This is a genomic window from Halococcus sp. IIIV-5B, from assembly GCF_003602035.1.
GTDB lineage: Archaea > Halobacteriota > Halobacteria > Halobacteriales > Halococcaceae > Halococcus > Halococcus salsus.
In genome coordinates this window covers 41031-67281 of sequence record NZ_QZWE01000016.1, presented here as the reverse complement: position 1 = coordinate 67281, position 26251 = coordinate 41031, and the positions used below count along the sequence as shown (strand labels likewise).

Sequence of the window (26251 nt, the reverse complement as noted above, 5' to 3'; positions counted from 1 at the left end):
ACGCAACGATTCGCTGCATCCGACGGCCGTTCTGGCCGGTACGATGTTCGTCGCTGGGTGGAGCCGAGACGGGGTTGGCGCTCGTGAGGGCTCAGGTGTTGGCTCTCACGTTACTCAACTGCCTGACGAACTCCGGATCTCGATGGTCGCCGAACAGTGACTTGGACTCGTTCAGCTCCGCGATCGAGTTCATGTCCTCGACGCGCAGTTCGAAATCGAAGACGTCGAAGTTCTCGACGATCCGTTCCTCGTGGACCGACTTGGGAATCGCGACGATCCCTCGCTGTAGCAGCCATCGAAGAACGACCTGTGCGGCCGATTTGCCGTATCGCTCGCCGATCGAAACCAGCACATCGTGTTCGAAGAGGTCGTTCCGTCCCTCGGCGAACGGCCCCCAGGACTCGTGTTGAATCCCATACTCGCTCAAGAACGCAGCATCGTCGGTCCGCTGATAGAAGGGATGTGTCTCGATCTGGTTGACGGCGGGGACGACCTCGTTCTGGACGATTAGGTCGACCAGGCGATCCGGGTCGAAGTTGCTGACACCGATGGCCCGGACCACGTCTTCGTCGTAGAGGTCCTCCATCGCCCGCCACGAGCCGTGAACGTCACCGAAGGGTTGATGGATCAGATACAGATCCAGATAGTCCAGCCCCAGTCGATCCAGCGACCGTTCGAACGCCCGCTTCGTGCTCTCGTAGCCGGCATCCTGTATCCAGAGCTTCGTCGTGACGAACACCTCCTCCCGGGGGACGTCGCTCGCCTCGATCGCCCTGCCGACGGCCTCCTCGTTCTCGTACCCGGCCGCGGTATCGACGAGACGATACCCGGTACGGAGCGCGTCGGCCACGCTTCGTTCACAGACTTCGAGGTCCTCGATCTGATACGTACCGAACCCGAGGACCGGCATTTCCACACCGTTGTTCAGCTCGACGGTTTCGCTTTCCACACCGGAACGTGGACCGCGTCTCGTTTGGACTCGATGCTATTCTGAAAACCCGTTTAAGTTCCAGCTAGCTCGAATATGCTTCCATAGAGCGTTCCGAACGGCAGTATCCGGTTTGGGATCCAGTACGCGGTCGAGAACGGGAACGGTTGTCGGGACAACGACAGTCTCGATGAAGGCAGCGACGGTCGAATAGCGGCTGCCTCGCAGGTCTCCACCATAATCCGGTGCGTGTCACGTCGAAGAGGGAGGTCGCTGTAGTCGTATCCCGATCGTCGACGTGAGCAACTGACGCTCCCCTCGACGAAGGAGATCCGACATCGCAGGTTGGGAAATATCCATCTCCTCGGCCAACTCGCCGGCCGTGACCCCTCGGGGACGTTCGTAGTACCCACGAGAGATAGCGAGCAGCAACGCCTCGTATTGCCGGTCAGTTAGCCCGTACCGTGTGTGTTCGTCCGACGACGGGGAACCCTGTGCGATCGAGATGAGTTCGACCGAAAGGCCGTACTCGTCGCAGTGGTTCTGCATGTCGTTGAACGCCTCGTAGTCCGGAAAGATCTTCTTCTCGTACCAGCCCTCGGGAGTAACGACCGTCGGTTCTACCTGTGTCTTCGCGAGCCGTCCGGGGACGAACACGTCCGAGACGGCATCGTCCAGTTCGATATTTAGTTGATAGACGTCCCGGTCGTTTGCGCGTCCAAGTGCGGTCGTCCCTCTTACTTCCGCGAGGGCGGAGAGGTCGTCCTCGGAAACGTCGTCAGCCGGGTCGAGATGAACGACGAAGACCCGTGAGTCCCTCCCGAGGCAGAGTCCATGGACACACTCGATGCGACCGGATGGTAACGATTCGGCGAAACTGACGAACGGGAGCAAGGGTGAACTGACGAGGAACTCCACGGTGACCGTCATATCGTACAGTGAAGCGTCGTTCGGGCATAACCGTCTAGGGACGATCCCGAAGCCGTTGTCGTGGTAGTGATGGCTGTCGGCCCGAGAAGCAGCCGAACGCGACCGCTCGACCAGCGTGACCGAACCTACTCCTCACCGGGGTCGTAGGCGTCGGGGTCGTTGGTTCCCTCGTCGGCGTCGATCGGGTCCGGTTCGTCGACGGGTTCGTCGGTCGGGATCCGGACCGGGCCGTCGTCGGGGTCGTCGACTTTGGGGATCTCGATCCGGAGGACTCCGGTGTCGGTGAGTTTGGCGGTGGCTCCGTCGGGGTCGACGGTCACGCCGGCAGGGAGGTCGACGTGGCCGTCGAGGGTCATCCCGCGACCGGGAAAGCGCATCTCGAAGCCCGCGCGGTGCTCGCGGGTGCGGTCGATACGGACGTGGACGGTTCCATCGGCGAACCTGACCTGGACGTCGTCGATGTCGACGTCCGGCGCGTCGAAGACGACGAGGTAGGCCTCGTCGCTTTCGAGCAGGTCGTTCGGCAGCGGGTGGCGCTCCTGGGCGCGGCCCGCGAGGCGGCCCGCACGACCGACGAGCGCGTCGCCGAACGCCTCGATCTCCCGCCTCATAGCTCGATGGCTTCGAGGCAGTCGGTGCCCCCACAGTACGGACACTGGAAGTCCTCCACACCCACGTCGTCGGGCATGTCGTAGGTGTAGTGCAGCTCGAACATGTCCATCTCGCAGTCGTCGTCGGTACAGACGACTTCCAGGGTTGCGGGCATGGCCCCTCGTAGGAACGCGCGTCGTATCAACCCCTGGGTTTTCACGCATTCGACGCCACTTATCGTCATGACGAGCTCGTCGGGACGGCGGATCTACGGGGTGGACTTCAGCGGGGCACGGGACGCGGGCAGGAAGGTCTGGATCGCTGGTGGGTACGTCGCGGACGACGAACTCGTGGTCGAGGACTGCCGGTCCGCAGCCGACAGGTTCGGGACGACGGACCGAACGGCGGTCTTCGAGGAGCTGCGAGGGTTCGTTCGCGAGCGCTCGGACTGTCTCTTCGGTTTCGACTTCCCGTTCGGGCTCCCGAGAACGGTCGTCGATGGCGACGAGTGGACGACGGTCATCGACGGGTTCGCGGACCGCTTTGCGGACCCAGCCCATCTCCGAGAGACCTGTACCGAGGACGGGGACGGTCACCGGCTCCGCGCGACGGACGCGCTGGCCGGTGCGATGTGTCCGTACAACATCCGTATTCAGTACCAGACGTACTACGGGGTTAGCGCGGTGCTCCACCCGCTGGTGACCGACCACGGGATTCCGGTCTCGCCGATGACGAACCCCGAGGCGGACCCGAGAGGGCTCGTCGAGGTGTACCCGGCGGCCACGCTCGCTCGATACGGTCTCCACCGCGACGGCTACAAGGAGGCCACCGGGCGGGCGACGACGCGCCGAACGCGGAACCTGGAGGGGTTGGTCGAGCGGGCGGATCTGCGGACGGCCGATTCGCTCCGAGAAACGGTGGCAGCGGACGACGAAGGCGATGCGCTCGACAGCATCGTGGCCGCGTGTGCGACGTTCCGGGCGGCCCGCGAGGGTCCGCTGTCGATGGAGGATCTGTCCGCCCCCGAAGGCTTCGACGGTACCGACGAAGCGTATCGGGAGGCCGTCGGCGTTGAGGGTCACATCTACGGGTGACGGGCCCCGACACCGGTCACACGGAGCGGATCGGGTCCGACCGATATCGAGGTCGACCTCGGATCGGTGGTCTCGGGTGAAACCTTGCAGCCGACCTACTGGTCGACGGGGGCTTCCATCGTCTCGGTGTTGATGATCAGTTTGTTGTCCGCGTTCACGACCCCGTCTATCGTCCCCGTGATGGCGAGGCTCGATTTCGGCGTCGGGCCGACGGTGATCGAATCACCCTCGTGGAAGTCGCGCACCGAGCCCTGCAGACGGATCTCGGCCCGGCACTTCTCGGGGTGGTGGACGCTCATCAGGTTGATCTCCTGGATGACCTGTTCCTCGATCGGGTTGCCGTTGTGACCGAGCGGAACGGGTTCGGCCTCGTCCATTTCCTCGATGTCGAGCGCGTTGTACGCGTTCGCCGTTGGTTTGTAACCACCCTTCGGCCCCGGAACCCCCTCGACCAGCTGGAGGGCCTTCAGGCTCTGCATCTGATTGCGGATCGTGCCCGGGTTCCGGTCGATCTGTTCCGCTATCGTCTCGCCCTTGACCGCGGTCTCGGTGTCCCGATAGAGGTCGACGAGTTCCTGGAGGATCGTCTTCTGGCTCTCGGTGAGTTCGATCGATGACATACGTACGCCAACGAATCTACAGCGGTTAAATCTGGTGGACGAAAGCACGAAAATCCACCACCAGGTGGTGAAACGTACGATTCTCCGTGGACGTGTCCGTTCTCAACGACTATCCGTCGGGCATCGCTCTCGGGTCGGCCCGCGGTGAGAGGGAAACGAGGAGGTCATGGCCAGATTTTTCGTTCGAGCGCCACTGGTCCACGTGTGAGCGAAGCGCGTGACCCCGACGCCGTCTTCGAGGCCCTCTGTAGCAACCACGCCCCCGAGATCCTCGTGGCCGCCGAGGACGAGCCCCGGTCCGCTCAGAACCTCGCCGAACGGTGTGGGACCTCGCTGCCGACGGTCTATCGCCGGGTCAACGCGCTCGTCGAACAGGACCTCCTCGAAGAGGTCGTCCGCGTCGCCGACGACGGCAACCACTACACGCTCTACGTCTCGAACCTCGAAACGGTTCGGCTCGATATCGAACGAACCGGCTTCAGCGCGACCGTCCGGCTCAAACGCGACATCGTCGACCGGTTCGGCGCGTTCTGGCGCGACCTCGGCGACCGCCCCGAGGAGGTCGGCCGAACGCGATGACCCCGGTCACGACCGTCGCGATCATCACGACCGCTTTCGTCCCACTACGCCAGCCGACGGAGTTCTGGACGACCCTCTCGGCCAGTGTGCTGGTCTTCCTCGCCGGCAGTGTGCTCGCGACCATCAGCTATCTGGCCTATCGCCGCGAACGCGACCGGTCGTTCCAGTTCGCGGCGCTCGGCTTCGGGCTCGTGACCGCCGGCAACCTCGTCATCGTGGTCTACCAGGTCGGGATCAAGGGCTCGTTCCTCTTGGGTGGCCTCGAACTCCTCAGGATACAGACCCTCAGCGGCGTGCTCGTCGTGGTCGGGCTCCTGTCGTTGTTGTACTCGCTGTATCGGTACTGACCACCGGTCGGCCTCGACTCGGGGTGTCTTCAACGAGTGAAACCACGGCCGGGAGCTTTATTCGACGCGTTCCAATGGTCGGCCACAATGGAACGAACCGGTCGACGACCGCGACGCACGACGCTCGGAGCGGATCCGCTCGGATCCACCGAGGGAACGACGGCGACCAGGGAGAAGCGATGACCGACGGCCCCAGCCGACGGGCGTACCTCGGCGGGATGGGGGCGCTCCTCGCGGCCGGTCTCGCGGGCTGTTCGAACGCGCTCGGTGATACCGACGGCACCGCCACCGGCAACGAAACGACGACGAACGCGACGACCACAACGAACACGACGAGCCCGACGGCCGCGGCGAACGCCACCCGGTCCGCGAACGGGACGACCAGCCCCTACACGCGTGTCTACCGGAACACCATCCAGTCGGTAGTGCTGATCGACGCGACCACCCCGGCAGGACCCGCCACGGGGTCGGGCTTCGTCTACCGGAACGGCTACGTGGTGACGAACGAACACGTCGTGAGCGAGGCCTCGTCGGTCCGGGTGCGGTTCGCGGAGGGCGGCTGGCGCTCGGCGTCGGTCGTGGGGACCGACGTTTCGAGCGACCTCGCGGTTCTCGAAGTCTCGAACAAACCGGGCTCCGCGACCGCGCTCCCGCTCGTCGAGACGCGACCGCCGATCGGTACCGAGGTGGTGGCGATCGGCAACCCGTACGGTCGGTTCGACGGCTCGGCGTCGGCCGGGATCGTGAGCGGCGTCAATCGCTCGATCCCCGCCCAGAACGGCTACACCATCCCGGACGCGGTCCAGACCGACGCCGCGGTGAACCCGGGGAACTCGGGCGGCCCCCTGATGGACCTCGACTCGCGGGTGGTCGGCGTGATCAACTCCGGCGGCGGCGAGAACATCGCCTTCGCGATCTCGGCGGCGCTCGTCGAGCGGGTCGTCCCCGCGCTCATCGAGGACGGGACGTACGCCCACGCGTACCTCGGCATCGCCTCCGGGACGATGACGCCGTCACTCGCCGAGGCCAACGGTCTCGACCGAACCCGCGGCGTCTACGTCGACGCGGTCTCCCGCGACGGCCCGGCCGCCGGCGTTCTCCAGGGGACCGAGAGTCGACAGCAAGTCGAGGGCGGCGCGGTCCCGACGGGCGGTGACGTGATCGTCGGGGTCGGTGGCACCGCGATCGACACCCGCCAGGAACTCTCCTCGTATCTCGCGCTCAACACCTCGCCCGGCGAGACGGTGCCCGTCACCGTCCGCCGGGACGGGAACCGACGGACCCTCGACGTCACCCTCGGAGAACGGCCCGAACGCGAGGGGGCCGGGATTGCAGGGGGCGAACCGACCACACCCGGCGAGACACCCACCGGCTGACGGACCGGTCGCCTCGCGCACCACCCACGCGGGCCGGTGGATAGTTCAGCGAGTCGTCGCACCGACCGGATCCTGGCCGCGTGACGGCGGTCCCGCCGAAACGGTCGTGCGAAAGGGTCGTCCTCTCACACCTCCGCGGTCTTTCTGGTCGATTCCGTAGCGGCTGTCGCCACCACCGATATGTTCGTTCTCGCACACCAAGAGCGGTAACGGAACTGTCCCATCGCACCCGCGTGGATGAATCAAGGTTGATAAGTCCGAGCCGACAAAACGGAGGCTCAGAAGGGTCTACGTTGTCTAAGTCTACCACCACCGATCTCTCGAGTCTGGCTTCGAGCGCGAGTCTCATGCTCGTCGGCGGGATACTGGGCTCCTCCTCGAAGCTCGTCGAGCGCATCGTCATCACGCGGGTCCTCGACCCGGGAGTCTACGGGGAGGTCGCGCTCGGTCTCTCCGTGCTCGCGCTGAGCACCACGCTCACCGTCCTCGGTCTGAACCAGGGTATCGCCCGGTACATGTCCCGGTTCGACGACGAACGGGACGTGCGCGGGCTGTGGCTGACCGGGCTGGTGCTGGCGGTCGGGGTCTCGCTCGTCTTCACCACCCTCCTCCTCCTCAACGGACGGACGATCGTCGGGCTGATCTACGACACGCCGGACTCACAGGCGCTCCTCAACCTGTTCATCCTCGCGATCCCCTTCAACGTCGGGTTCTACATGGCGGTCGGGGCGATCAGGGGCTTCGAGAACACGATCTATCGGACCTACAGCCAGGACCTCTTCTACAACGGCTTTCGCTTCTTCCTCATCGTCGCGCTGCTGGTCGCCGGTGTCGGCGTGATGGCCGTCGGCTACGCGTACCTGGCCGCCGCGATGGCGACGGTCGTGGTCGCCCACTTCTTCCTGAACCGTCTCCTCCCGCTCCGGGGTGGGGTCAACCTCTACCCCCGCCGGCTCCTCACCTTCTCGATTCCGCTGGTGCTCGCGGCGATGGTCTCGAAGGTCCTCGGCGAGGTCGACACCCTGATGCTCGGGTACTTCAAGACCAACGTCGTCGTGGGGCTCTACGACCCCGCCTACCAGCTCGCCTCCGGCCTGCCGGTGATCCTGAGCTCGTTCGGCTTCCTGTATCTCCCGCTCACCTCCCGGCTCGACTCCGAGAAGAGCTACGACGAGATAAACGAGATCTACAAGGTCACGACGAAGTGGCTCTTCATCGCCGGTTTCCCCCTCTACCTGCTGTTCGTCTCGTTCCCCTACGACACCGTCTCGCTGGTCTTCGGCGCGGAGTACATCGGTGGCAGCGACGCCCTCTGGCTTCTGGCGACCGGGTTCTTCGTCAGCGCGGCCGTCGGTCGGGCCCAGGACACCCTCGCGGCGATCGGCTATACGCGGATCATCCTCGCGGTCAACACCGTCGCCGCCGTCCTCAACATCGTCCTCAACGCCGTCCTGATACCCGCGTTCGGGCTGATGGGTGCCGCGACGGCGACGGCCATCTCGTTCGTCGCCCTCAACGTCATCGCGTTCGCCGTGCTCTGGTACACCCACGGCATCACGCCGTTCTCGAAGTGGTCGGTCCGGGCCTACGTGCTCCTCCCGGGGATACTGATCCCGACGATGGTGTTCGTCTCGCAGTACCTCACGCTGACCGTCGTCGTTTTCCCGGTGGTGGTCGTCGCATGCGTCGTCTCCACGGTCGTCGTCGCGGCGCTCACGGGCTGTCTCCAGGCCGAGGACACGATCCCGCTCGAACTGATTGAGGACAAGCTCCCGATAACGATCCCGTTCGTCCGACGATACATCCCCGAGGGGAACGACGAAGGCGAGTCGGAGCTCACCGCCCAGTTGGACGACTCGGAGTGAGCCGTCCCCGGACGGCCTCGATGGCTACCGAACCCGACTACGTTGTCGGCTCTTACCCTCACAAGGGAGGTCTCAGAACCGGAACTCGCCGATGGTCTCGCCGGCCGACCGGGTGGCGACCCGACCGGCCGCGGCCGCGAGGACCACCGTCACCACCAACCCACCGAGCGTGACCACCGACGGGGAAGCTCCGACCGTGTCGCCCGCCCACGCCGCGACGACCGGAACGCCCATCACGAGCCCCGGGAGCGAGACGGCCAGCAGCGCCAACGAGTAGACGAGGAAGGCCGACAGGCTCGGCACGACGGCCTTCCGGCTCCGGCTGATCCGCGTGCGCTCGAACTTCGGATACGCCGTCCCGACGCCGGCACCGACCGCACAGGCACCGACACACAGGACGACGCCGAGCAGGCCGACCGCGACCGAGCCGACGACGTCGAGGGGGCTCAGTATCCCGAGCCCCGTCGCGACGACCGCGGTCACCGGTGCCCCCACGACCAGCCCGGCCAGCATCAGTCCGGAGAGCACCTGCTCGCCCGAGACCGGCGTCGTGAGCGTGACCGGCAACACCGCCCCCTCGTCGCCGAGCGGGTTGAGCGTGAACGACGCCCCCGTCGCCCACGCCCCGTAGATGGCGACCGCCGCCGGCAACACCGGCGCGACCGTTCCCGACTCGACGCTTCGGCGGATCGGGTCGACGAGGAAGAAGACCGGGACGACCGCGTACTGGAGCTTCATCGGCGCTCGATACGCCCGCCGCCAGCTCTTCTGGGCCACCCGAAGCGTCGGTCGCGAGACGCGCTCGCCGAACAGCCGGTCCGAGACCCCCGTCGCGAGCACGTCGGTCTCGGCGGTCGGTACCGACAAAGCGGTCGTTTCAGCGGAACCGCTTTCGGACGTATTCGAGGTCGCCGAGGACCGTCCACCCAGTATCGAACCCCCGCCGTGACCGGGCTGGACGGAGTCGCGGTACCAGAGCCCACGGTCGAGCCGGACGACGACCCACGTCAGCAGCGGCACGGCGACCACCAGCGTCACCGCGGCCACCGCCGGTCGCACGACCCCGATGGCCGGGTCGGGGGTACCGAACAGCGCGAGGTCGGTGATCCAGCCGAGCGGCGTTCGCTGGACCACAGCGAACGCCTGCCCGAAGACGCTGTCCAGTCCACCGCTCCACAGTACCGCCAGGTAGGCGAGGAAGAGCGCGATGCTCAGCACCGTCTTGAGCCGTGCGATCACCGCGGAGCGGGAGATAACGGTCTTGATGACCAGCCCCAGCACGAAACCGAGCACGACGCCGAGCGCGAGCGCGGCGAGCAGCACGACCGGGGCGACGACGACGCTCACCGGTGTGCCCGCGCCGAGGGCGAACAGGAGCCCCGCCACCACGAGCGGGAGCACGGCGATCCCGGCGACGACCGCGTAGTCGGCGAGGAGCAGCCCGACCGCCGCCGCGGCGGGCGAGGTGGCCGTCAGTATCCCTGCGGGCGCATCGAGCGCGTTCTGGTTCTGTACCGTTCGAACCCCCGTGATGAAGACGACGTAGCCACAGACGCCGAGAACGATGCTGCGGGCGATCGGAAGCGCGTCGGCGAACCCCTCGGTGCCGACCATCGTCCCGAACGAGTAGGCCCCGCCCAGGAACACCAGGACGAACACCAGTCCGAAGAGAGCGCCGAAGGCCCAGACGACGAGCATCCGGTCGTTCTCGCCGAGCGTTCGACGACGGCGGCGGAGCTCGGTCCGGGCGACCAGTCGGGCGTCGTCGAGAACATGCACAAGGCTATCGGGCGAGCTCATTCGGCCGGGCCGGCCTCCCGTTCGACGGGCCGTTCCGCGGTGAGTTCGAGAAAGACGTCTTCGAGGGAGCTCCCGGCACCGGTCTCGACGCGGTCCTTGAGGCGATCGGGCGCGCCCTCGGCGACCATCGTGCCGTCGAGGAGCACGCCGACCGTGTCCGCGAGCTCCTCGACGACCGGGAGGATGTGCGTCGAGAGGAACACGGTCGAGTCCCCGGCGGCGACCTCGGCGATGATCTCCCGGACGGTCCGGGCGGCCCGGGGATCGAGCCCGGAGGTGGGTTCGTCGAGGAACACGACGGACGGTTCGTGGAGCAGTGCCTGGATAATGCCGGTCTTCTGTTTCATCCCCTTCGAGTAGGTCGCGATCCGGTCGTCGGCGGCCCCGGTGAGGTCGAAGCGGTCGAGGAACGTCCCGATACGCTCGGCGGCCCGCTCGGTCGGCATGTCGCGCAGCCCGGCGATGTAGGTGAGCTGTTCGCGGCCCGTGAGCTCGTCGTACAACGGCGGTTCCTCGGGAAGGTAGCCGATGTGCGGGGTGACCTTCGAGCGGTCCTCGACGGAGTGACCCATGATCCGCGCCGACCCGGCCGAGGGGCGGGTGAGCGTGGTGAGCATCCGGATCGTCGAGGTCTTGCCCGCGCCGTTCGGCCCGAGAAACCCGTAGATCGTCCCGCGGTCGATCGAGAACCGGAGGTCGTGGACGGCCCGCGTCCCCCCGTACCGCTTTTCGAGGCCGTCGGCTTCGATGGCGAGCGGCTCGGTCATGCGTCGATCGACCGACCGCGACCTGATAAATCCTGATACCGGTTCTCGCTGATTTAACGGATCGACGGTCGGTGACGATCTCGCTCCCGGCCCACCCCGATCCGTTCCATCCCGACACGCCTACCCGTCTCAGAGGGGTACTGTCAGTGTGTCTGAAACAGGGCGTTCGGTACGGTCCCTCTGGAATCGATATCGGTCGATCCCGGTCGTGTATCGTCTCGCGGTCTCGTTCGTGCTCGGCGTCGTCGTCGCCTTCGGCGTTGGCGAACCGGCGACGGTGCTCGCCCCCATCGGCGACCTCTTCCTCCGGCTGCTCCAGATGATCGTGGTTCCGGTCGTCGTCTTCAGCCTCCTCGTCGGCGTTCGACAGCTCTCGCCAACGCAGATGGGGCGCGTCGGGGGCAGCGTCGTGGGGCTCTACGCGGTGACGACGACCGTCGCCGGCGTCATCGGGCTCACGGTGGCGAACCTCCTCGATCCGGGGACCGGCCTCGCCTTCACCGGGGGCGAAGCACAGTCGGCGCAGGTCCCGAGCCTTCAGGAACTCGTTCTCGGGATCGTCCCCGAGAACCCCCTGAACGCCCTCGCGGAGGGGAACCTCCTCCCGATAATCTTCTTCACGATCGTCTTCGGGATCGCGCTGGCGGTCGCCCGCGACACGGCCACCGACGAGTCGGTGCGCCGTGGGGCCGAGACCTTCTTCTCGCTGGCCGAGGCCGGTATGGAGGCCCTGTTCACCATCGTCTGGGGTGTGATGGAGTTCGGCGTCGTCGGGGTCTTCGCGCTCGTCGCCGCCGAACTCGCTGGAGAGGACGTCGGCGCGGTCCTCGCGCTGGCGTCGCTCGTCGGGGTCGTCGCCCTCGGCGTGGTCGTCCACATCGGGGTCACGTACCTCGGCAGCATCGTCGGTGGGCTCCTCGGGAAGTCACCCGTCGCGTTCCTGCGGGGGGCGAAGAACGCCATGGTGATGGCGTTCAGCACCCGGTCGTCGAGCGCGACGCTGCCGGTCACGATGCGCGACGCCGAGGAGAACCTCCGGATCGACGAGAGCGTCTACGGCTTCTCGCTGCCGTTCGGTTCGACCGCCAACATGGACGGGGCGGCGATCCGACAGACCGTGACGGTGGTGTTCGCCGCCAACGTGGTGGGACAGCCGCTCGACCTCGGGACCCAGGTCTCGGTGCTCCTCGTGACGGTCCTGATCAGCATCGGCACCGCCGGGGTCCCCGGCGCGGGGCTGATCATGCTCACCGTGATCCTCCAGCAGGCAGGCCTCCCGCTGACCGTCGTCGGCTTCGTCGCCGCCGTCGACCCGATCCTGGGTCGGATCGCGACGATGAACAACGTGACCGGCGACCTCGCGGTCTCGGCGCTCGCCGCGAAGTGGAACCGGGCGATCGACTTCGGGAGCGGAACCTGGGTCGATGGCGGAACGAGCACGGCGGCGGACACGGTCGCCGACGACTGACGAACCCGTTCTTCTCGCGAAGCCGAGCCTCCGCCAGTATGTCGAACGGTGACGGATCCGCGCGGGGCGGAACGGTCGAAATCCCCAAATCGTCGGCGGTCCGCGTGCCGGGATGGATCGCACGACGGACTGGTACGAGAGGGCGTCGACGACGGTGGGCGACTACCGGCTCACCGAGACCCTGAACGGCGTCCCGAGCAACGCGTACCTCCTGACCGACGGCGAGGAACGGTTGGTCGTCGATTCGGGGTTCGGCGTCGGCGACCTCCGGGGTACGTGCAGCGAACTCGCGGGCGATACCGACCGATTGCTGCTCACCCACACCCACTGGGACCACATCGGGGCCGGACATCAGTTCGATCGGGCGCACGTCCACCCGACCGAGTCCGCCGAGGGCGAGGTTCGGATCGATTCGCTCTCGGAGGAGTTCGTTGGCCGTCCGAAACGGTTCGTCGAGGAGCATCTCGCGGCCGGCGGCTCACTCCCGGACGCAGTCGACCCCGAGACGTTCGACGTGCCACCGGTCACGGGCGTCGAGCCGGTCGAAGCCGGGGACGTGATCGAGCTCGGGGACCGACGGCTCGAACTCGTCGACCTCGCGGGGCACTCACCGGGCCAGCTCGGGGTCCTCGACCGCGACCGCGGCCGGCTCTACGGCGGCGACCTCGTCCACGGCGACCGAAACCTCTACGTCCACTTTCGGGACTGCGATATTCGGGAGTATATCGAGAGCTTCGAACGGGTCATCGAGCTTCGGGAGGCGAACGCCTTCTCCACGCTGCTGACGGGCCACAACCCGCCGATAGCTGGCGAGGAGCTCTCGGTCCTCGATACGCTCCGCGACCACCTCGAATCGATCGTCAACGGCGAGCGAACCCCCGAGACCATCGAGACGGCGTGGGGCGAGAAACACCGTTACCGGATCGAGGGGACCGAGATATTGACCAAATCCTCGGTGTAGCCGACGAGAGAACGAGAGAGCGGTGTCGGGACGATGACACCCAGAAGGCGAAATCGGCGGGGTAGAAACCACGGTCTACGAAGAAACCTTTAGGGGCCGACTCGTTCGAATACAACCATGCAACGAGCGGAGCAACGGGGGGACGCGGCGGAACGGTCGCGATCGACCCGTGAGACCGTCCTTCGTGTCGACGGCCTCGAAAAGACCTACGGTCAGGGCGACGGGGCGGTGACGGCCGCCGACGGCGTCTCCTTCGATGTCGAACGCGGCGAGGTCGTCGGTGTGCTCGGGCCGAACGGCGCGGGCAAGACCACGACCATCAAATCCATCCTCGGTCTCATCGTCCCCTCGGCGGGTCGGATCGAGGTCTGTGGACTGGACGCGAGCGAGCATCCCCGCGCGGCCTACGGTCACGTCAGCGCGATGCTGGAGGGTGCACGGAACGTCTACTGGCGGCTCACCGTTCGCGAGAACCTCTCCTTCTTCGCCGCACTCGGTGGGCAAGGGGGTGAAGCGACGCGGGAGCGCCGGGAGCGCCTGCTCGAACAGTTCGGTCTCTCGGGGATGGCCGACGAGCCCGTCAACGACCTCTCACGCGGACAGAAACAGAAGGTCTCGCTCGCCTGCACGCTCGCACGAGGGACGGACGTCGTCTTCCTCGACGAACCGACTCTTGGGCTCGACGTCGAGGCCTCGCTCGAACTCCGTCGCGAGCTCCGTCGGCTGGCCGACGAGGACGACGTGACGGTGGTGCTCTCCAGCCACGACATGGCCGTCGTCGAGGAGCTCTGTGACCGCGTCGTCATCCTCTCGAACGGTCGTGTGATCGCCGACGACACCGTGACCGACCTCGTGGACCTCTTCGAGACCCAGGCCTATCGGATCGAGACCGACGGACCGGTCGAGGACCGGACACGCGGGATACTCGACGAACGCTTCGACGCGACGGGATGGGAGACTCGCGGCAACCGGACCAGCTTCGAGGTGACGCTGACCGACGACGAATCGCTCTACGACGTCCTCGACGTGCTTCGGGAGACGGGCAGCAGGGTCGCGGACATCGATAGCCAGGACCCCGACCTCGAAGACGTCTTCCTCGAAGTCACCGACCGTGCCGTCGGGAGCACGGGAGCCGAGCGGTGAGCGGTCTCGGTGCCGAGGGTAACGAGCGGATCGACCCCGGCTTTCGGGACTACCTCCGGTTCTTCGTCGCCTCGCTACGAAAGACGATTATCCTGCTCGTTCGCTACCCGGTGAACACGCTCTCGCAGTTCGGAACGATACTGCTCTTCTTCGTCATCCTCTTTTACACCGGCCGCGCGCTCGCGCCGGCGGCGATGAGCGACTCGCTCTCGGGGCTGATCGTCGGCTACCTACTCTGGACCCTCTCGCTGACGGCGTACTCGGGGCTCTCCTGGGCCGTCACCCGTGAAGCGCAGTGGGGGACGCTCGAACAGCTGTTCATGTCGCCGCTCGGCTTCGGTGCCGTGATGGTGATCAAGACGGTCGTCAACCTGTGTGAATCGCTGCTCTGGGGGGTGGTGACGCTCGCCGTGATGTTGTTCGTGACCGGGCGGACGCTGGCGCTCGACCCGCTGACCGTGGTCCCTATCGCCACCCTCGCCGTCGCGCCGGCGGTCGGCGTCGGGTTCGTCTTCGGGGGGCTCGCGATCCGGTTCAAACGGATCGAGAACGCGTTTCAACTCGTTCAGTTCGTCTTCATCGGGCTGATCGCCGCGCCGGTCGACCAGTATCCGTTGCTCAAGTGGCTCCCGCTCGCCGAGGGCAGCCACCTGCTCACACGCGCGATGGCGGACGGGGTTTCGGTCGTCGCGATGGACCCGACCGACCTCGGTATCCTCCTCGCGACGGCGGTCGGCTACCTCTTGGTCGGCTACGTCGTCCTCCAGTACTGCCAGCGATGGGCGCGCCGCGAGGGCGTCATGGGTCACTACTGAACCTACTCGTCTTCACAGGACATCACCCAGCCGTTTGATCGACCACCGTGATCGGACTCCCTTCCCGTCGCCGACGACATCTATCGATCGATGGACGCCTACGAAGTCCGCGAGACCGACCCCGACTACGACGGGGTGACCAGAACGGAGCGCGACCGACCGACACCGGCGGACGACGAGGTACTGATCCGGCTGCGGGCCGCCTCGCTCAACTACCGCGACCTCGCGATCGCGAACAGCGAACTCGAGTACCCGGGCGCGTCCCTCCCGGTCGTCCCGCTCTCGGACGGGGCCGGGGACGTGGTCGAGGTCGGGGCCGCCGTCGAACGCCTCGCCGAGGGCGACCGGGTCGCGACCCCGTTCGCCCCGAACTGGGTCGACGGGCCGGGGACCTACGAGAAGCTCGCGACGAGCACCGGCGGGAACGTCGACGGGGCGCTCACGCAGTACGCCACCTTCCCCGCGGAGAGCGTACCCCGCCTCCCCGAGCACTTCTCGTACGAGGAGGGGGCGACCCTCTCCTGCGCGGGGCTCACGGCGTGGCGCGCGCTCGTCGAGGACGGCGGCCTCAGCGCCGACGAGACCGTCCTCGCGCTCGGAACGGGCGGCGTCTCGACGTTCGCGCTCCAGTTCGCCGAGATGCACGGTGCGCGCTCGGTCGTCACCTCCTCCAGCGATGAGAAGCTCGACCGGGCCCGCGAGCTAGGTGCCTGGGAGACCATCAACTACGAGGAGACGCCCGACTGGCACGAGACGGTCATGGAGCGCACCGACGGCGAGGGCGTCGACCACGTCGTCGAGGTCGGTGGACAGGGCACGCTCGAACGCTCGCTCGGGGCGGCGGGTATCAACGGCCACGTCCACCTCATCGGTGTTCTGACGGGTCAACAGGGCGAGATCGACCCGTCGCCGGTCCTCGGGAAGGCCGTCACGCTCGAAGGGGTACTCGGGGTCGGCAGTCGGGCGATGTTCGACCGGATGAACCGCGCGCTCGAAACGACCGGCACGACGCCCGTCATCGACCGCGTCTTCGAGTTCGACGCGGCACGCGACGCCTACCGATACCTGGAGAGCGGCGACCACCAAGGGAAGGTCGTCGTCGACATCGAGTAGACGCGAGTAGAACCGCGTGCAAAAGCACTGAGGGAGGCGACAACCACAAAGCATCTCGCTTCATAGGCCCGCGACGAGATGGGTTACAAGAGACAGCCCGAAAGCGGCTCTCCGGATTCGTGTCCGGCGGCTGAGACGGGGCCATTCCTCGACCGACGATGAGTGGCGTTACGCTGACCGATGAAACCCTTGTCGTCGATCGAGACCCGAACCGGCTTGACGAGCTAGCGATCGCGTTCTCACGACTTCTCGAACGGTTCGACGTTGGCCACGTTTTCGTTGCTGGCTATGTCGCGATTCTCTCCGGGCGAGCACGGGCAACGCAGGATATCGATGTGCTCGTCGAATCGCTGACTGAACGACAGGTCGACGACCTCACGGCGGCGCTCGATGCGGAAGGATTCTGGGGTCCCGCGATGCCACTCGCGTCCGCGTACGAAATGCTCTCGAACGGCGATAACATCTGGGTTGCACCGGAAGACCAGATGACTCCGCACTTGGAAGTGAAGTTCGTCGGCGATGAGTTCGACCGAGCGTCGTTACGGACCGCTATCACGGCGCAGGTCGGTGAAGAGACGATCCCGATCGGGCCGCTAGAACTACAGATCGCGTACAAGCTCTATCTGGGGGCGCAGAAGGACGTCGAGGACGCGGTGCACCTGTACACGCTCTTCGAGCCAAACCTTAGTACCCAGCGGCTCGAACAGTGGACCAAGCGACTCGGTGTCGAGGACGAATATGACCGACTCAGACGTGCATGAAACGCTCACCACGAAGCACGAAGCGAACCGCGAACGGCGCATAGAAGCGATCAAACAGTGGGTACGATACATCGAACGCGAGCCACCGGGCGTCTGGGGCCCACAACAGAACGCGCTGGTCGACGACCAGCTCGAAGCCGCACGAGCGACGAACACGTCCCCGGAGCATCAACGGCACGTTCGGAGTGTCGCCGAGGACATCGTCACCGACGACGACGCCGTGCAGTAGGTCGAGACAACCGATTCGACCGGGTTCCCGATGCCGAGTCGGTGATTTCTCGAAGCCCACTCGGAACGGTTCGATCGGCGAATTTCGTCGAGACCATGGACTCTCCTTCGGTAGAGACGGGAACGAATGACTGGCGAACGGGCCGGCAGCGTTACGGGTCGGGAACCGGCGACTCGTTGGTTCGGCCCGTCTCCAGCAGTCGCGCCTCCTCATCCCCGTCGAGCGGCTCGTACGCGGTCGCCGCATCGAGGATCGCCGGGACGAGCTGGGGGTCGCCCGCGCTCGGGATGCTGGTCATCCCCTGCGAGAGGGCGTATCGAAGGCAATCGACGAGGTCCTCCTTCTCGTCGTAGGGTTCGTACCACGTGGCGTAGGGGCGCTCGTCCTCGGGGAGGTCCTCCGGCCACGGCTGTTTCGCGAATCCCTTGATGCAGAGGGTCCCGAGGCCGCGCTCCTGGGCGAGGTCGAGCACCGAGCGGTAGTCGTACTCGGGGCCGGCCTTCGAATCGAGGGTGTAGTTGAACGGGAACATCACCGATTCGAGTTCGGGGATCCGCTTGATCGCCGTGCGGATGAGGCTCGGGTCGCCGTGGCTCGTCAGCCCGATGTGGTCGATCAACCCCTCCTCCTTTGCGTCCACGAACGCCTGCAGCGCGCCCGGGTCGTGCTCGCCTTGGGACATCTCGGGGTGGTAGTCGCCCGTGATGGTGTCGAGTTCGTCGTACCGAGTCACCGCGTGGAACTGATAGAGGTCGATCGAGTCGGTGCCGAGCCGGTCGAGGGACCGCTGGAGTTCACCCCACGCGCCGTAGTAGGTTCGCTCCTGGGTCTTGCAACCGAGGAAGACCTCGTCGCGGTGCTCGGCGAGCTTCGGGGCCAGTTTGAGCTCGGCATCGCCGTAGGTCGGCGCGACGTCGAAGTGGTTGACGCCCGCGTCGAGGACGTCCTCGACCATCCGGTCGGCGTCGTTCTGGTCGAGGAAGTCCAACGCGATGGTACCGAAGGTGAGGACCGAACTGTCGTGGCCGATGTCGCCGAGCGGGCGGGTCTCCATTCGTCCCACAACGACGGGCGGGGGTAAATACCATGCCGATAGTTTCGATCCAATCGCCGGTCGTACGATCACGTACCACGAACGGCTTTATTCGCTCACCGTGAAGACCACGCGTGGACCCCATCACGATAGCGGACGCCGAGATCCCGGCGCTCGGGTTCGGGACGGCTGGAATGGACACCGACGAGGAACGATACGACGCCATCTCGGCCGCGCTCGACGCGGGCTATCGGCACATCGACACGGCACAGATGTACGACAGCGAGTCCGCGGTCGGGGCGGCGATCGCCGACTCGGGGATCGACCGCGAGGAGCTGTTCGTCACCACGAAGTTGGACGGCGGCAACCGCGACCACGAGTCGGTCGTCGACTCGACCCACGAGAGCCTCACCCGACTCGACACCGACTACGTCGACCTCCTGTTGATCCACATGCCCGACCAGGAGCCCTCCCACGAGGAGACCCTCGACGCGATGAACGAACTCGTCGCCGAGGACGTCGTGAAACACATCGGGGTGTCGAACTTCTCCGTCGAGGAGACGAAGAACGCGATCGAACACTCCTCGGCACCGATCCTCACCAACCAGGTCGAGTACAACCTCGCCGAGCGCCAGGACGACCTCCTCTCGTTCTGTATCGACGAGGAGGTCATGCTCACCGCTTACAGCCCGATCAAGCTCGGGGACCGACTCGAAGACGACGTCGTCCGGGGGATCGCCGACACACACGGGAAGACACCCCGACAGGTCGCGATCCGCTGGCTGCTCCAGCAACCGTACGTGTCGACGATCCCACGCTCCTCGAACCCGGAACACGTCCGCGAGAATTACGACGTCTTCGACTTCGAACTCACCGACGAGGAGATGCGGCGGCTGTTCGCCATGCAGGGCGACCTCGACGACGCACTCGCCTCGAAGCTCGGTCTCTGAGGGAACTTTCCCGTTCGACCTCCATCCCAGACCGTCGAAGTTCTACCGACGGCACCGGTCTCGCGGGTCGACCCCATCCTTGAAGTCGCCGTCCGCTATACCACGCGTAATGGCAACGAGATACGGTCGATTGGTCCGCGAACCCGAGACCGGCGAGCGGCTCCAGGAGTGGGAGACGCTCGAACCGAACGAACTCCGCATCCCCGGCGACGTCGCCGAGCGGTTGGTCAAGGTGCTCGGGGTCGACTTCGCCGGGTCGTTCAACCTGTTCTACCTGCTGAGAAAACACTACTGGACCGTCGAGGGTGCCGAACACGAGGAGGTGAGCGAGTTCCTCGAAGCCGCCTACAAACGCGCCCGCGACATCAACGACGACCTCGCCGAACGGATCGTCGAACTCGGCGGCATCCCGCCGAACACGCCGCCGACGATCCAGGAACGCGCCGGGGTCCACCTCGAAGCCGAGAACCTCTACGACGTGCGCACCTCGCTCGAGGGTGACCTCGACGGCTACGCGGTGTTGGTCGTGAGCCTCCGCGAGCACATCGAGCTGGCGGAGAACCTGGGCGACCCGGACACGGCGGAGCGCCTGCGCGAACACCTCGAAGTCCTCGAAGACGACGCCCAGACCGTCGAGGAGTTCCTCGAAGACGACACCCTCGTCCGCGCCGAGGAGGTGCGCTGACCGTGGCGAGCGCGCCCCACCTCCGCAGCCCCGACCCGGCCCATCTCCGCCAGGAGTGGGGGACGGTCACCGAGAACGCCCTCGGGATCGAACGGGCGGCGGCCGAACAGGTGGTCGAGGCCCTCAATCGAGACGTCTCGGGGCTCTACCTCCTCTTCAACCAGGTCCGCAAACACAAGTGGTGCGTCGAGGGGGCCGAGTTCGAACTCCTGAAGGCGTTCCTCGCGGACGCCGCCGACCGGCTCTCGACGATCACCGACGAGGTCGCGGTCCGGGTTCACGCGCTCGGCGGCGTCCCGGTCTGTGGGCCGATGGGTATCCGGCAGTACGCGCCGATGGACATCGAGGCCGCCCACCGGTACGACGTCCGGTCGTCGCTCGCCCGCGACCTCGACGGCTACGCGACGCTCGTCGTGGGGATGCGAGAGCATATCGAGCTGGCCGAGCGGCTGGGCGATACGGGGACGGGCGAGATCCTCCGGCGACACCTCCCGACCCTGGAGGACGACGGTGACACGCTCGCGAAGTGCCTCGCCGGCGACACGCTCGTTCGGAGCGACGTCCTGGCGTCTCGACGGTAGCACCCCGCCGAGATCCGCTGCACGCCCGGAGAACGGGACGACGGGCGAGCGCGAGACGGTGCAGTACGCTTCCTCATTGGCTACGGTTAAGCGTCCGCGGAACGAGTATCGAACACGACCACAGTCAGTGATGCTCGAGAGACTACGACGCTGGTTCAGGGACGAACCACGGGTTCGGACGATCGACCTCCCGGCGGACGCCACGGGACCAGCCGACGACGAACGGGTCCGCACCGTCCCCGACGAAGTGACGACGACGCTCGGGAAGGCGGGGTGGAGCGTGTGCGACATCGAACCGACCGACCCCCTGCTGGCGGCCTCCGACGAGGGAGTGAGCGAGGCCTACACGGTGACCATCGAACGCCACCGGACGATCGCCGACCGCGACGAGGATCCCGTCAGTCCCCGAGAGGGGCCGGGAAGCGACTAGCTCGACACGACCGGTACGTACCGTTCCCGGCGACACGACCGTGATTCAGTTCGAGTAGCGACGGGTGGCGGAACGGCACCGCTTCGCCGAGGACGTCCGAGGTGATCTGTGGGACCCGTTCGTCGAGGCAGGGCTCCATAGTCGAGCGAAGGGAGGCCGTCAGGACTCGGCGTCGTGCCCGGCGAGGTCCGTCTTCAGGGTCTCCCAGCAGTCCCGGCAGACCTGATACCGGCGGTGTCCCGTCGACGTCTCCGGAGCCATCGTCTCGGGCTCGGCGACCGACCGGGTGTCGTCGCGGGCTTTGAGGGTGACCTTGTGCCGGGGTCGCTCCTCAGGGAGGGGTGCCCCGCAGAGTGGACAGTCGTTCATCGCTCGTTCCCGGCGGTCCCCGAAAACGCGCGGCGCACGCTGTCGCCACGTTCCCGCCGGGTACGGAGCTGCCACTCGAACTCCATTTTACACCGACTACTATCTACCGACAAAAATAACTCTTGCTCCCCAGGCAAACTCGACCGGTCGACGACCGGAACGCGATGGCGACGGCCCGGCCAGCGACCGACCCCTGCCCCGACGTGACGGGTCGGGCCGGTCACGTCGGTGGGGACACGTCCTCGACCGCTCGCCAGACCGACTCGGCGTCGAGCGGCATGTCGAGGTGTCGGACCCCGAACGGCGAAAGGGCATCACAGACGGCGTTCACGACCGCCGGCGGTGCGGCGATGGTGCCGGCCTCACCGATTCCCTTCACCCCGAGTCGGTTCGTCGGGCTCGGGGTCACCGTCGAACCCGTCTCGATGGAGGGCAGATCGACGGCCTTCGGGACGGCGTAATCCTGGAGGGATCCGGTCAACAACGACCCGTTCTCGTCGTAGAGCGCGTGTTCGGAGAGCGCCTGAGCGATGCCCTGTGCGACGCCGCCGTGGACCTGTCCCTCGACGATGGTGGGGTTGACGCGCGGACCGCAGTCGTCGACCGCGACGTAGCGCTCGATCGAGACTTCGCCTGTGGTTGGATCGACCGCGACGACCGCGGCGTGGGTTCCGAAGGTGTAGGCCGTCTCGTCGAGCCGGTAGAACGTCGTCTCGTCGAGTCCGGGTTCGGTTTCGCCGAGTCCGCGGCCGTAGGCGGCCTCCGCGACCGTCGCGAACGAGAGGTTCCGGTCCGGGGCCCCCGCGACGTGGAACTCGCCGTCCTCGAACGCGACATCGTCGACGTCGGCTTCGAGCCGGTCGGCGGCGATCCGCCGCGCCTTCGCCGCGACCGCCCGCGCGCTCTCGGCGACCGCGTTCCCACCCACGATAGTGCTCCGGGAGCCGAAGGTCCCGGTCCCCGCTGGCACCCGTTCCGTGTCGCCCTCAACCACCTCGATGTCGTCGTAGGGTACTCCGAGCTCCGCGGCCACGATCTGTGCGTAGGTCGTCCGGTGGCCCTGCCCGTGCGAGTGGGTCCCCGCGTAGACGGTGACGCCGCCGTCCGGGTGGACGCGAACGACGCCGCTCTCGAAACCGAGACCCGTCGACTCGACGTAACACGCGACCCCGACCCCGACGTACCGACCGTCGGCACGGGGTTTCGTCTCTCGTTCACGGCGCTCGTCGTAGCCGACCTCCGTCAGCGCCTCTTCGAGCGCGGTCCCGTAGTCGCCGCTGTCGTAGGTCGCTCCCACCGGGGTCTCGTAGGGGAACGCGTCGGGCGGGAGCTGGTTCTCGCGGCGAAGCGCGACCGGGTCGACGTCGAGTTCGCGGGCGGCGACGTCGACCAGCCGTTCGACGACGTAGACCGCCTCCGGCCGCCCGGCACCCCGGTAGCTGTGCACCGGCGCGGTGTTCGTGAAGACGCTGTGGGTTCGGCAGTGGATCGCCGGGATCCGGTACTGACCCGATAGCAACCGGCCGTAGCCCGTCGGGAGGACGGGCGCGCTGCCGAGGCCGTAGCCGCCGACGTTGGCGTGCGTCTCGACGCGGAGCCCCCGGATCGAACCGTTCTCGTCGAGCGCGAGCTCGGCGTGGGTTCGGTGGTCGCGGCCGTGCGCGCCGGCGGCGTAGTTCTCGCTCCGCGTCGCGGTCCACTTCACGGGTCGGTCGAGTTCGCGGGCACACCACGCCGCGACGGCCTCCCCGGGGTAGTGGTGGCCCTTGTGACCGAACCCACCACCGACGCGGGGCGCGACCACGCGGATCTTGCGTTCGGGGACCCCGAGGGTGGTCGAGAGGTCGCTCCGGTGGCCGTGGGGCGACTGGCTGGTCATCTCGACCCGGAGCCGGTCCTCGGCGGCCTCGTAGCTCGCGAGCGCGGCCCGCGGCTCCATCGCGTTCGGGATCAGGCGGTTGTTTTCGAGGTCGATAGCCACCGTCCGGTCCGCCCGGGCGAACGCGCGGTCGGTCGCCTCGCGGTCGCCCAGCGTCCCGCTGACGGCGACGTTGTCCGGGACACCCTCGAAGACCGTCGGTGCGCCGTCGGCGGTGGCGTCGACCGGGTCCACGACGACGTCGAGTCGGTCGTACTCGACGGCGACCGCCGCCGCGGCATCGGCCGCGAGCGCGGGCGTTTCGGCGACGACCGCCGCGACGGGCTGGCCCTGATACCGGACCCGGTCGCGGGCGAGCACGGGGTGACCGGGAACGTCGGCGTCGAGCTGTTCGCTCGCCAGCGGGAGGACCCCCGGCGCGTCCGAAGCCGCCACGTCCGCCCAGGTGAACACCGCGTGCACCTCGTCCAGCCGAGCCGCGGCAGCCGTCTCGACCCGTTTGATACGGGCGTGGCCGTACCGGCTCCGGACGAACGCGAGATGAGCCAGCCGCGGGGCGTCCGAATCGGCCGTGAACGTGGCCGCGCCCGTGAGGAGCCCGCGGTCCTCCCGGCGGGGCGGGTCACTTCCCACGGATGGGCCGTCGGCTGGGTTCATACGGTGTGTCACCGATGAACGAGCAAAAGCGCACCGTTCACCCGAACCGGCCGTCGTAACCGGCACACTCGGTTCCCGTCCCCGGCCGAACCGTGAGCGACCCACCGACCTCGGTGCCGATGGAACGTTGAGGCGGTCGGGAGCGAGTGGATCGACCCCGTTCGGTCACCGGATCGACCGGCCCGGCAACCTCATCAGGTAGCCGCTCCAATCCTGTGAAGGGATATCAATGTACTCGTTCGAATCGCCCGCGGCGCACGTTCAGGGACGGGGTGTCGTGACCGAACTCGGGGACTGCGTCGCCTCCCTCGGGTCGTCCGCCCTCGTCATCGGCGACGAGGTGGTGCTGGATATCGTCGGCGACCGGGCGCGAACCAGCCTCGACGACGCACCACCGCCAAATCAGCTCGATAGAGCAGTTCCCCCTCCCACAAAACCAAGGTAATACAACGGGTATTACTGAATATGAGCGAATCCACACGTGTCACGGAGAAGGGACAAGCAACGATCCCGAAGCACCTTCGCGAAAAATACGACTTAGAGCCCGGCGACGAGGTCGTCTGGGTAGATACAGACGAGGGTATCGTCGTGAAGAAGCGTACTCGAACCGGTGGGCGTGGGATGCTCGTGCCCGACGATACCCCTGAGGGGAAGCGTGAGGAGATCGCCGAAGAGTTGGAGCGCCGCGTCCGCAAGCGCCGAGATCACAACTACGAGGAAGCCTGAATGTCGACGTACACCGCTGACGCCGTCTCCCTCCTCGTCTACCTGGTTGATGCGCTTCCAGAGAAGGTCGATCGAATCTTCGCCGAAGCCGAAGCCGCGAAAACGGTCATCCAGGCACCGAGCACGGCGCTCGCCGAAGTGCTGTACTCGGTCTCCCGCGACAAAGACATCCGAGGCATCACCCTCACAGGAACGCCGGAAGACGCTCGGAAGGCGCTGATCGGGAACGGACCTGTCGCTGTCGCACCGGTCGACAACGCGGAGCTGGTCGAGTACGCACAGGTGGTGGACGAGTTCAGCATCCACGACGCCCTGATCGTCAGCAGTCACCGAGCACACGACACGGACGCGATTCTCACGACGGATGGGGTCATTCGCGACGCCGGTTACGAGACGGTTTGGAGCTGATATCCCAACGGACCACAGACCGTCACTCGCCTACTGAAGTTGTTCCGTGGCGGCTCGGCAGTGCCAGAAGACGGTCGTACCCGTCGTGTCGACAGGGAACGAGCGCCGATCCGGCCGGAACGCTATTCGTCGACGAGCAGGAGCTTCCCGCTGAAGTCGCCCGCCTCGGCCTGTCGGTGTGCCTCGGCGACCTCGTCGAACCCGAAGCGCTCCTCGATGTGGGGTTCGAGCGCGCCGTCGTCGACGAGATCGGCGATCTCGGCGAGCTCCTCGCCGATTCGCTCCTGGCGGTCGCCGAGCAGGACGGGGAGGATCACGAGCACGACACCGAGGTCGAGCGAGTTCGCGTGCATGGGCGAGAGGTCCTGCGTGGAGCTCGATTCGGTCGTCACCACCGTCCCGTAGGGTCGGACCGCCTCGAAGGCCGTCGCGAGGTGGTCGTCGCCGACCGGGTCGAAGACGACGTCGAACCCCGCCCCGTTGGCGTGCTCCTCGACGTAGCTCCCGACGTCCGTCGTCGTGTAGTCGACGACCGCGTCGGCACCGAGCGCCTCGACGAGCTCGCGCTTCTCGTCGCTGGAGGCGGTCCCCGTCACGTCGGCGTCGAGCCGGTCGGCGATCTGGACGCCGACATGGCCGACACCGCCGCTCGCCCCGTAGACGAGCACGTCGTCGTCGCTTCCGACGGCCGTCTTGTCGGTCAGCATCTCCCAGGCCGTGAGCGCGACGACCGGGAGCGCCGCGGCCGCTTCGAGCGAGATCGCCTCCGGAGCCTGGGCGAAGGTGCCGGCGTGGCCGACGACGTACTCGGCGAGCGCGCCCTGTCGTCCCGCACCGCCGGGCATCCCGTAGACCCTGTCGCCCGGCTCGAACGCCTCGACGTCCGCCCCGACGGTGTCGACGACCCCCGAGACGTCACAGTGGAGGGTCGCGGGGAAGGCGGGTGCGAAGTCCGGGAGCGCGCCCTGGCGGATCTTGTAGTCCACGGGGTTCACACTGGAGGCGGCGACTGAGACGCGGATCTCGTTCGCCTCGGGCTCGGGGACCTCGCGGGTGGTTCGGGTGAAGACGTCCGGGTCACCGTACTCCTCGATCACGTAGGCGGTCATCTCGTCGGTCATCGTCGTCACTCGGGTCGCCAGTCGG

At 66.7% G+C, this 26251-nt stretch carries 30 protein-coding genes; 19 read left to right on the top strand and 11 right to left on the bottom strand.

All coding sequences use genetic code 11. The annotated features are described in order from the left end of the window. Nucleotides 1-91 precede the first annotated feature (91 nt). The 4 genes from D3261_RS11965 to D3261_RS20370 all read right to left on the bottom strand — a co-directional run bounded on the left by D3261_RS11965 (nucleotide 92) and on the right by D3261_RS20370 (nucleotide 2624). On the bottom strand, nucleotides 92-910 hold the full coding sequence (locus D3261_RS11965; RefSeq protein ID WP_120072741.1) for an aldo/keto reductase: 819 nt from the start codon (nucleotides 908-910) through the stop codon (nucleotides 92-94). A gap of 270 nt (nucleotides 911-1180) precedes the next feature. Next, nucleotides 1181-1858: a helix-turn-helix domain-containing protein gene (locus D3261_RS11960; RefSeq protein WP_120072682.1), complete on the bottom strand. Its 678-nt coding sequence runs from the start codon at nucleotides 1856-1858 to the stop codon at nucleotides 1181-1183. A gap of 125 nt (nucleotides 1859-1983) precedes the next feature. After that, nucleotides 1984-2469 carry an Hsp20/alpha crystallin family protein gene (locus D3261_RS11955; protein WP_120072680.1) on the bottom strand — a complete coding sequence of 162 codons (486 nt, stop codon included), beginning with the start codon at nucleotides 2467-2469 and terminating at the stop codon, nucleotides 1984-1986. Then, nucleotides 2466-2624, bottom strand: a complete 159-nt coding sequence (locus D3261_RS20370) for a hypothetical protein (RefSeq protein WP_192928008.1) — start codon at nucleotides 2622-2624, stop codon at nucleotides 2466-2468. The genes D3261_RS11955 and D3261_RS20370 overlap by 4 nt, the downstream gene beginning before the upstream one ends. Before the next feature lie 67 nt (nucleotides 2625-2691). On the opposite strand from D3261_RS20370, the gene D3261_RS11950 reads away from it, so the two are divergent. Beyond that, entirely contained in the window at nucleotides 2692-3543 is an 852-nt protein-coding gene (locus D3261_RS11950; protein ID WP_158589387.1) for a DUF429 domain-containing protein, read from the top strand. Between the two features lie 95 nt (nucleotides 3544-3638). On the opposite strand, the gene D3261_RS11945 is transcribed toward D3261_RS11950, so the two are convergent. Next, nucleotides 3639-4163 (bottom strand): HTH domain-containing protein, encoded by a 525-nt coding sequence (locus tag D3261_RS11945; RefSeq protein ID WP_120072676.1) that lies wholly within the window; start codon nucleotides 4161-4163, stop codon nucleotides 3639-3641. A gap of 204 nt (nucleotides 4164-4367) precedes the next feature. Between D3261_RS11945 and D3261_RS11940 the strand changes: the two genes are divergently transcribed. The 4 genes from D3261_RS11940 to D3261_RS11925 all read left to right on the top strand — a co-directional run bounded on the left by D3261_RS11940 (nucleotide 4368) and on the right by D3261_RS11925 (nucleotide 8330). Next, nucleotides 4368-4742: a transcriptional regulator gene (locus tag D3261_RS11940; protein ID WP_120072674.1), complete on the top strand. Its 375-nt coding sequence runs from the start codon at nucleotides 4368-4370 to the stop codon at nucleotides 4740-4742. Beyond that, entirely contained in the window at nucleotides 4739-5089 is a 351-nt protein-coding gene (locus tag D3261_RS11935) for a hypothetical protein (RefSeq protein ID WP_120072673.1), read from the top strand. Before D3261_RS11940 ends, D3261_RS11935 begins: the two co-directional genes overlap by 4 nt. 179 nt (nucleotides 5090-5268) lie before the next feature. Continuing rightward, on the top strand, nucleotides 5269-6465 hold the full coding sequence (locus D3261_RS11930) for a S1C family serine protease (RefSeq protein WP_120072739.1): 1197 nt from the start codon (nucleotides 5269-5271) through the stop codon (nucleotides 6463-6465). Nucleotides 6466-6812: 347 nt separating this feature from the next. Continuing rightward, complete coding sequence (locus D3261_RS11925; protein ID WP_120072671.1) at nucleotides 6813-8330, top strand: flippase; 1518 nt, start codon at nucleotides 6813-6815, stop codon at nucleotides 8328-8330. A 72-nt stretch (nucleotides 8331-8402) separates the two neighbouring features. Here D3261_RS11925 and D3261_RS11920 read toward each other — a convergent pair whose 3' ends face one another. Further along, nucleotides 8403-10130 carry a hypothetical protein gene (locus tag D3261_RS11920; RefSeq protein WP_233553981.1) on the bottom strand — a complete coding sequence of 576 codons (1728 nt, stop codon included), beginning with the start codon at nucleotides 10128-10130 and terminating at the stop codon, nucleotides 8403-8405. Next, nucleotides 10127-10897: an ABC transporter ATP-binding protein gene (locus tag D3261_RS11915; protein WP_120072669.1), complete on the bottom strand. Its 771-nt coding sequence runs from the start codon at nucleotides 10895-10897 to the stop codon at nucleotides 10127-10129. The genes D3261_RS11920 and D3261_RS11915 overlap by 4 nt, the downstream gene beginning before the upstream one ends. Nucleotides 10898-11045: 148 nt before the next feature. Here D3261_RS11915 and D3261_RS11910 point away from each other — a divergent pair, with 148 nt between their 5' ends. The 7 genes from D3261_RS11910 (at nucleotide 11046) to D3261_RS11880 (ending at nucleotide 17387) form a co-directional block, all read left to right on the top strand. After that, nucleotides 11046-12365 carry a dicarboxylate/amino acid:cation symporter gene (locus D3261_RS11910; protein ID WP_394337579.1) on the top strand — a complete coding sequence of 440 codons (1320 nt, stop codon included), beginning with the start codon at nucleotides 11046-11048 and terminating at the stop codon, nucleotides 12363-12365. A gap of 112 nt (nucleotides 12366-12477) precedes the next feature. Then, nucleotides 12478-13326: an MBL fold metallo-hydrolase gene (locus tag D3261_RS11905; protein WP_120072665.1), complete on the top strand. Its 849-nt coding sequence runs from the start codon at nucleotides 12478-12480 to the stop codon at nucleotides 13324-13326. 117 nt (nucleotides 13327-13443) lie between these two features. Beyond that, entirely contained in the window at nucleotides 13444-14469 is a 1026-nt protein-coding gene (locus tag D3261_RS11900; protein WP_120072663.1) for an ABC transporter ATP-binding protein, read from the top strand. After that, entirely contained in the window at nucleotides 14466-15284 is an 819-nt protein-coding gene (locus D3261_RS11895; RefSeq protein WP_233553980.1) for an ABC transporter permease, read from the top strand. Before D3261_RS11900 ends, D3261_RS11895 begins: the two co-directional genes overlap by 4 nt. 90 nt (nucleotides 15285-15374) lie before the next feature. Next, on the top strand, nucleotides 15375-16397 hold the full coding sequence (locus tag D3261_RS11890; protein ID WP_120072661.1) for an NAD(P)-dependent alcohol dehydrogenase: 1023 nt from the start codon (nucleotides 15375-15377) through the stop codon (nucleotides 16395-16397). A gap of 158 nt (nucleotides 16398-16555) precedes the next feature. Beyond that, entirely contained in the window at nucleotides 16556-17158 is a 603-nt protein-coding gene (locus D3261_RS11885; protein ID WP_120072659.1) for a hypothetical protein, read from the top strand. Next, entirely contained in the window at nucleotides 17136-17387 is a 252-nt protein-coding gene (locus tag D3261_RS11880; RefSeq protein WP_120072658.1) for a hypothetical protein, read from the top strand. Before D3261_RS11885 ends, D3261_RS11880 begins: the two co-directional genes overlap by 23 nt. Before the next feature lie 151 nt (nucleotides 17388-17538). Here the strand turns inward: D3261_RS11880 and D3261_RS11875 are convergent, their stop codons facing one another. Continuing rightward, nucleotides 17539-18441, bottom strand: a complete 903-nt coding sequence (locus D3261_RS11875) for an aldo/keto reductase (protein ID WP_120072656.1) — start codon at nucleotides 18439-18441, stop codon at nucleotides 17539-17541. A 113-nt stretch (nucleotides 18442-18554) separates the two neighbouring features. On the opposite strand from D3261_RS11875, the gene D3261_RS11870 reads away from it, so the two are divergent. From D3261_RS11870 to D3261_RS11855, 4 genes are all read left to right on the top strand, one after another. After that, nucleotides 18555-19370 carry an aldo/keto reductase gene (locus D3261_RS11870; RefSeq protein ID WP_120072654.1) on the top strand — a complete coding sequence of 272 codons (816 nt, stop codon included), beginning with the start codon at nucleotides 18555-18557 and terminating at the stop codon, nucleotides 19368-19370. Between the two features lie 109 nt (nucleotides 19371-19479). Then, the gene (gene dpsA, locus D3261_RS11865) at nucleotides 19480-20055 is read left to right on the top strand and encodes a DNA starvation/stationary phase protection protein DpsA (RefSeq protein WP_120072652.1); all 576 of its coding nucleotides are present in this window, start codon (nucleotides 19480-19482) and stop codon (nucleotides 20053-20055) included. A 2-nt stretch (nucleotides 20056-20057) separates the two neighbouring features. Beyond that, nucleotides 20058-20636, top strand: a complete 579-nt coding sequence (gene dpsA / locus D3261_RS11860) for a DNA starvation/stationary phase protection protein DpsA (protein ID WP_120072651.1) — start codon at nucleotides 20058-20060, stop codon at nucleotides 20634-20636. A 130-nt stretch (nucleotides 20637-20766) separates the two neighbouring features. Then, nucleotides 20767-21066: a hypothetical protein gene (locus D3261_RS11855; protein WP_233553979.1), complete on the top strand. Its 300-nt coding sequence runs from the start codon at nucleotides 20767-20769 to the stop codon at nucleotides 21064-21066. A 159-nt stretch (nucleotides 21067-21225) separates the two neighbouring features. On the opposite strand, the gene D3261_RS11850 is transcribed toward D3261_RS11855, so the two are convergent. Next, entirely contained in the window at nucleotides 21226-21435 is a 210-nt protein-coding gene (locus tag D3261_RS11850; protein WP_120072647.1) for a hypothetical protein, read from the bottom strand. 220 nt (nucleotides 21436-21655) lie between these two features. Further along, nucleotides 21656-23971 carry a xanthine dehydrogenase family protein molybdopterin-binding subunit gene (locus D3261_RS11845; RefSeq protein WP_120072645.1) on the bottom strand — a complete coding sequence of 772 codons (2316 nt, stop codon included), beginning with the start codon at nucleotides 23969-23971 and terminating at the stop codon, nucleotides 21656-21658. A gap of 229 nt (nucleotides 23972-24200) precedes the next feature. Here D3261_RS11845 and D3261_RS11840 point away from each other — a divergent pair, with 229 nt between their 5' ends. From D3261_RS11840 to D3261_RS11830, 3 genes are read left to right on the top strand one after another with little or no spacing between them, the layout of a single operon-like run. Next, nucleotides 24201-24416 (top strand): hypothetical protein, encoded by a 216-nt coding sequence (locus tag D3261_RS11840; RefSeq protein WP_120072643.1) that lies wholly within the window; start codon nucleotides 24201-24203, stop codon nucleotides 24414-24416. A gap of 20 nt (nucleotides 24417-24436) precedes the next feature. After that, a complete protein-coding gene (locus D3261_RS11835) occupies nucleotides 24437-24697 on the top strand; it encodes an AbrB/MazE/SpoVT family DNA-binding domain-containing protein (RefSeq protein WP_120072641.1) in 261 nt (86 codons plus the stop codon). Beyond that, entirely contained in the window at nucleotides 24698-25105 is a 408-nt protein-coding gene (locus tag D3261_RS11830; protein WP_120072639.1) for a hypothetical protein, read from the top strand. A gap of 122 nt (nucleotides 25106-25227) precedes the next feature. On the opposite strand, the gene D3261_RS11825 is transcribed toward D3261_RS11830, so the two are convergent. Next, entirely contained in the window at nucleotides 25228-26226 is a 999-nt protein-coding gene (locus tag D3261_RS11825; protein WP_120072733.1) for a zinc-binding dehydrogenase, read from the bottom strand. Nucleotides 26227-26251: the final 25 nt, after the last annotated feature.

Bases quoted from the DNA above. Each gene is read 5' to 3' on its own strand.
- D3261_RS11965 (WP_120072741.1), bottom strand. From the start codon at position 910: ATGCCGGTCCTCGGGTTCGGTACGTATCAGATCGAGGACCTCGAAGTC.
- D3261_RS11825 (WP_120072733.1), bottom strand. From the start codon at position 26,226: ATGACCGACGAGATGACCGCCTACGTGATCGAGGAGTACGGTGACCCG.
- D3261_RS11905 (WP_120072665.1), top strand. From the start codon at position 12,478: ATGGATCGCACGACGGACTGGTACGAGAGGGCGTCGACGACGGTGGGC.
- D3261_RS11875 (WP_120072656.1), bottom strand. From the start codon at position 18,441: ATGGAGACCCGCCCGCTCGGCGACATCGGCCACGACAGTTCGGTCCTC.
- D3261_RS11930 (WP_120072739.1), top strand. From the start codon at position 5,269: ATGACCGACGGCCCCAGCCGACGGGCGTACCTCGGCGGGATGGGGGCG.
- D3261_RS11890 (WP_120072661.1), top strand. From the start codon at position 15,375: ATGGACGCCTACGAAGTCCGCGAGACCGACCCCGACTACGACGGGGTG.
- D3261_RS11945 (WP_120072676.1), bottom strand. From the start codon at position 4,163: ATGTCATCGATCGAACTCACCGAGAGCCAGAAGACGATCCTCCAGGAA.
- D3261_RS11840 (WP_120072643.1), top strand. From the start codon at position 24,201: ATGTACTCGTTCGAATCGCCCGCGGCGCACGTTCAGGGACGGGGTGTC.
- D3261_RS11880 (WP_120072658.1), top strand. From the start codon at position 17,136: ATGACCGACTCAGACGTGCATGAAACGCTCACCACGAAGCACGAAGCG.
- D3261_RS11855 (WP_233553979.1), top strand. From the start codon at position 20,767: ATGCTCGAGAGACTACGACGCTGGTTCAGGGACGAACCACGGGTTCGG.
- dpsA (WP_120072652.1), top strand. From the start codon at position 19,480: ATGGCAACGAGATACGGTCGATTGGTCCGCGAACCCGAGACCGGCGAG.
- D3261_RS11845 (WP_120072645.1), bottom strand. From the start codon at position 23,971: ATGAACCCAGCCGACGGCCCATCCGTGGGAAGTGACCCGCCCCGCCGG.
- D3261_RS11935 (WP_120072673.1), top strand. From the start codon at position 4,739: ATGACCCCGGTCACGACCGTCGCGATCATCACGACCGCTTTCGTCCCA.
- D3261_RS20370 (WP_192928008.1), bottom strand. From the start codon at position 2,624: ATGCCCGCAACCCTGGAAGTCGTCTGTACCGACGACGACTGCGAGATG.
- D3261_RS11955 (WP_120072680.1), bottom strand. From the start codon at position 2,469: ATGAGGCGGGAGATCGAGGCGTTCGGCGACGCGCTCGTCGGTCGTGCG.
- D3261_RS11960 (WP_120072682.1), bottom strand. From the start codon at position 1,858: ATGACGGTCACCGTGGAGTTCCTCGTCAGTTCACCCTTGCTCCCGTTC.
- D3261_RS11920 (WP_233553981.1), bottom strand. From the start codon at position 10,130: ATGAGCTCGCCCGATAGCCTTGTGCATGTTCTCGACGACGCCCGACTG.
- D3261_RS11835 (WP_120072641.1), top strand. From the start codon at position 24,437: ATGAGCGAATCCACACGTGTCACGGAGAAGGGACAAGCAACGATCCCG.
- D3261_RS11925 (WP_120072671.1), top strand. From the start codon at position 6,813: ATGCTCGTCGGCGGGATACTGGGCTCCTCCTCGAAGCTCGTCGAGCGC.
- D3261_RS11915 (WP_120072669.1), bottom strand. From the start codon at position 10,897: ATGACCGAGCCGCTCGCCATCGAAGCCGACGGCCTCGAAAAGCGGTAC.
- D3261_RS11900 (WP_120072663.1), top strand. From the start codon at position 13,444: ATGCAACGAGCGGAGCAACGGGGGGACGCGGCGGAACGGTCGCGATCG.
- D3261_RS11850 (WP_120072647.1), bottom strand. From the start codon at position 21,435: ATGAACGACTGTCCACTCTGCGGGGCACCCCTCCCTGAGGAGCGACCC.
- D3261_RS11885 (WP_120072659.1), top strand. From the start codon at position 16,556: ATGAGTGGCGTTACGCTGACCGATGAAACCCTTGTCGTCGATCGAGAC.
- D3261_RS11830 (WP_120072639.1), top strand. From the start codon at position 24,698: ATGTCGACGTACACCGCTGACGCCGTCTCCCTCCTCGTCTACCTGGTT.
- D3261_RS11950 (WP_158589387.1), top strand. From the start codon at position 2,692: ATGACGAGCTCGTCGGGACGGCGGATCTACGGGGTGGACTTCAGCGGG.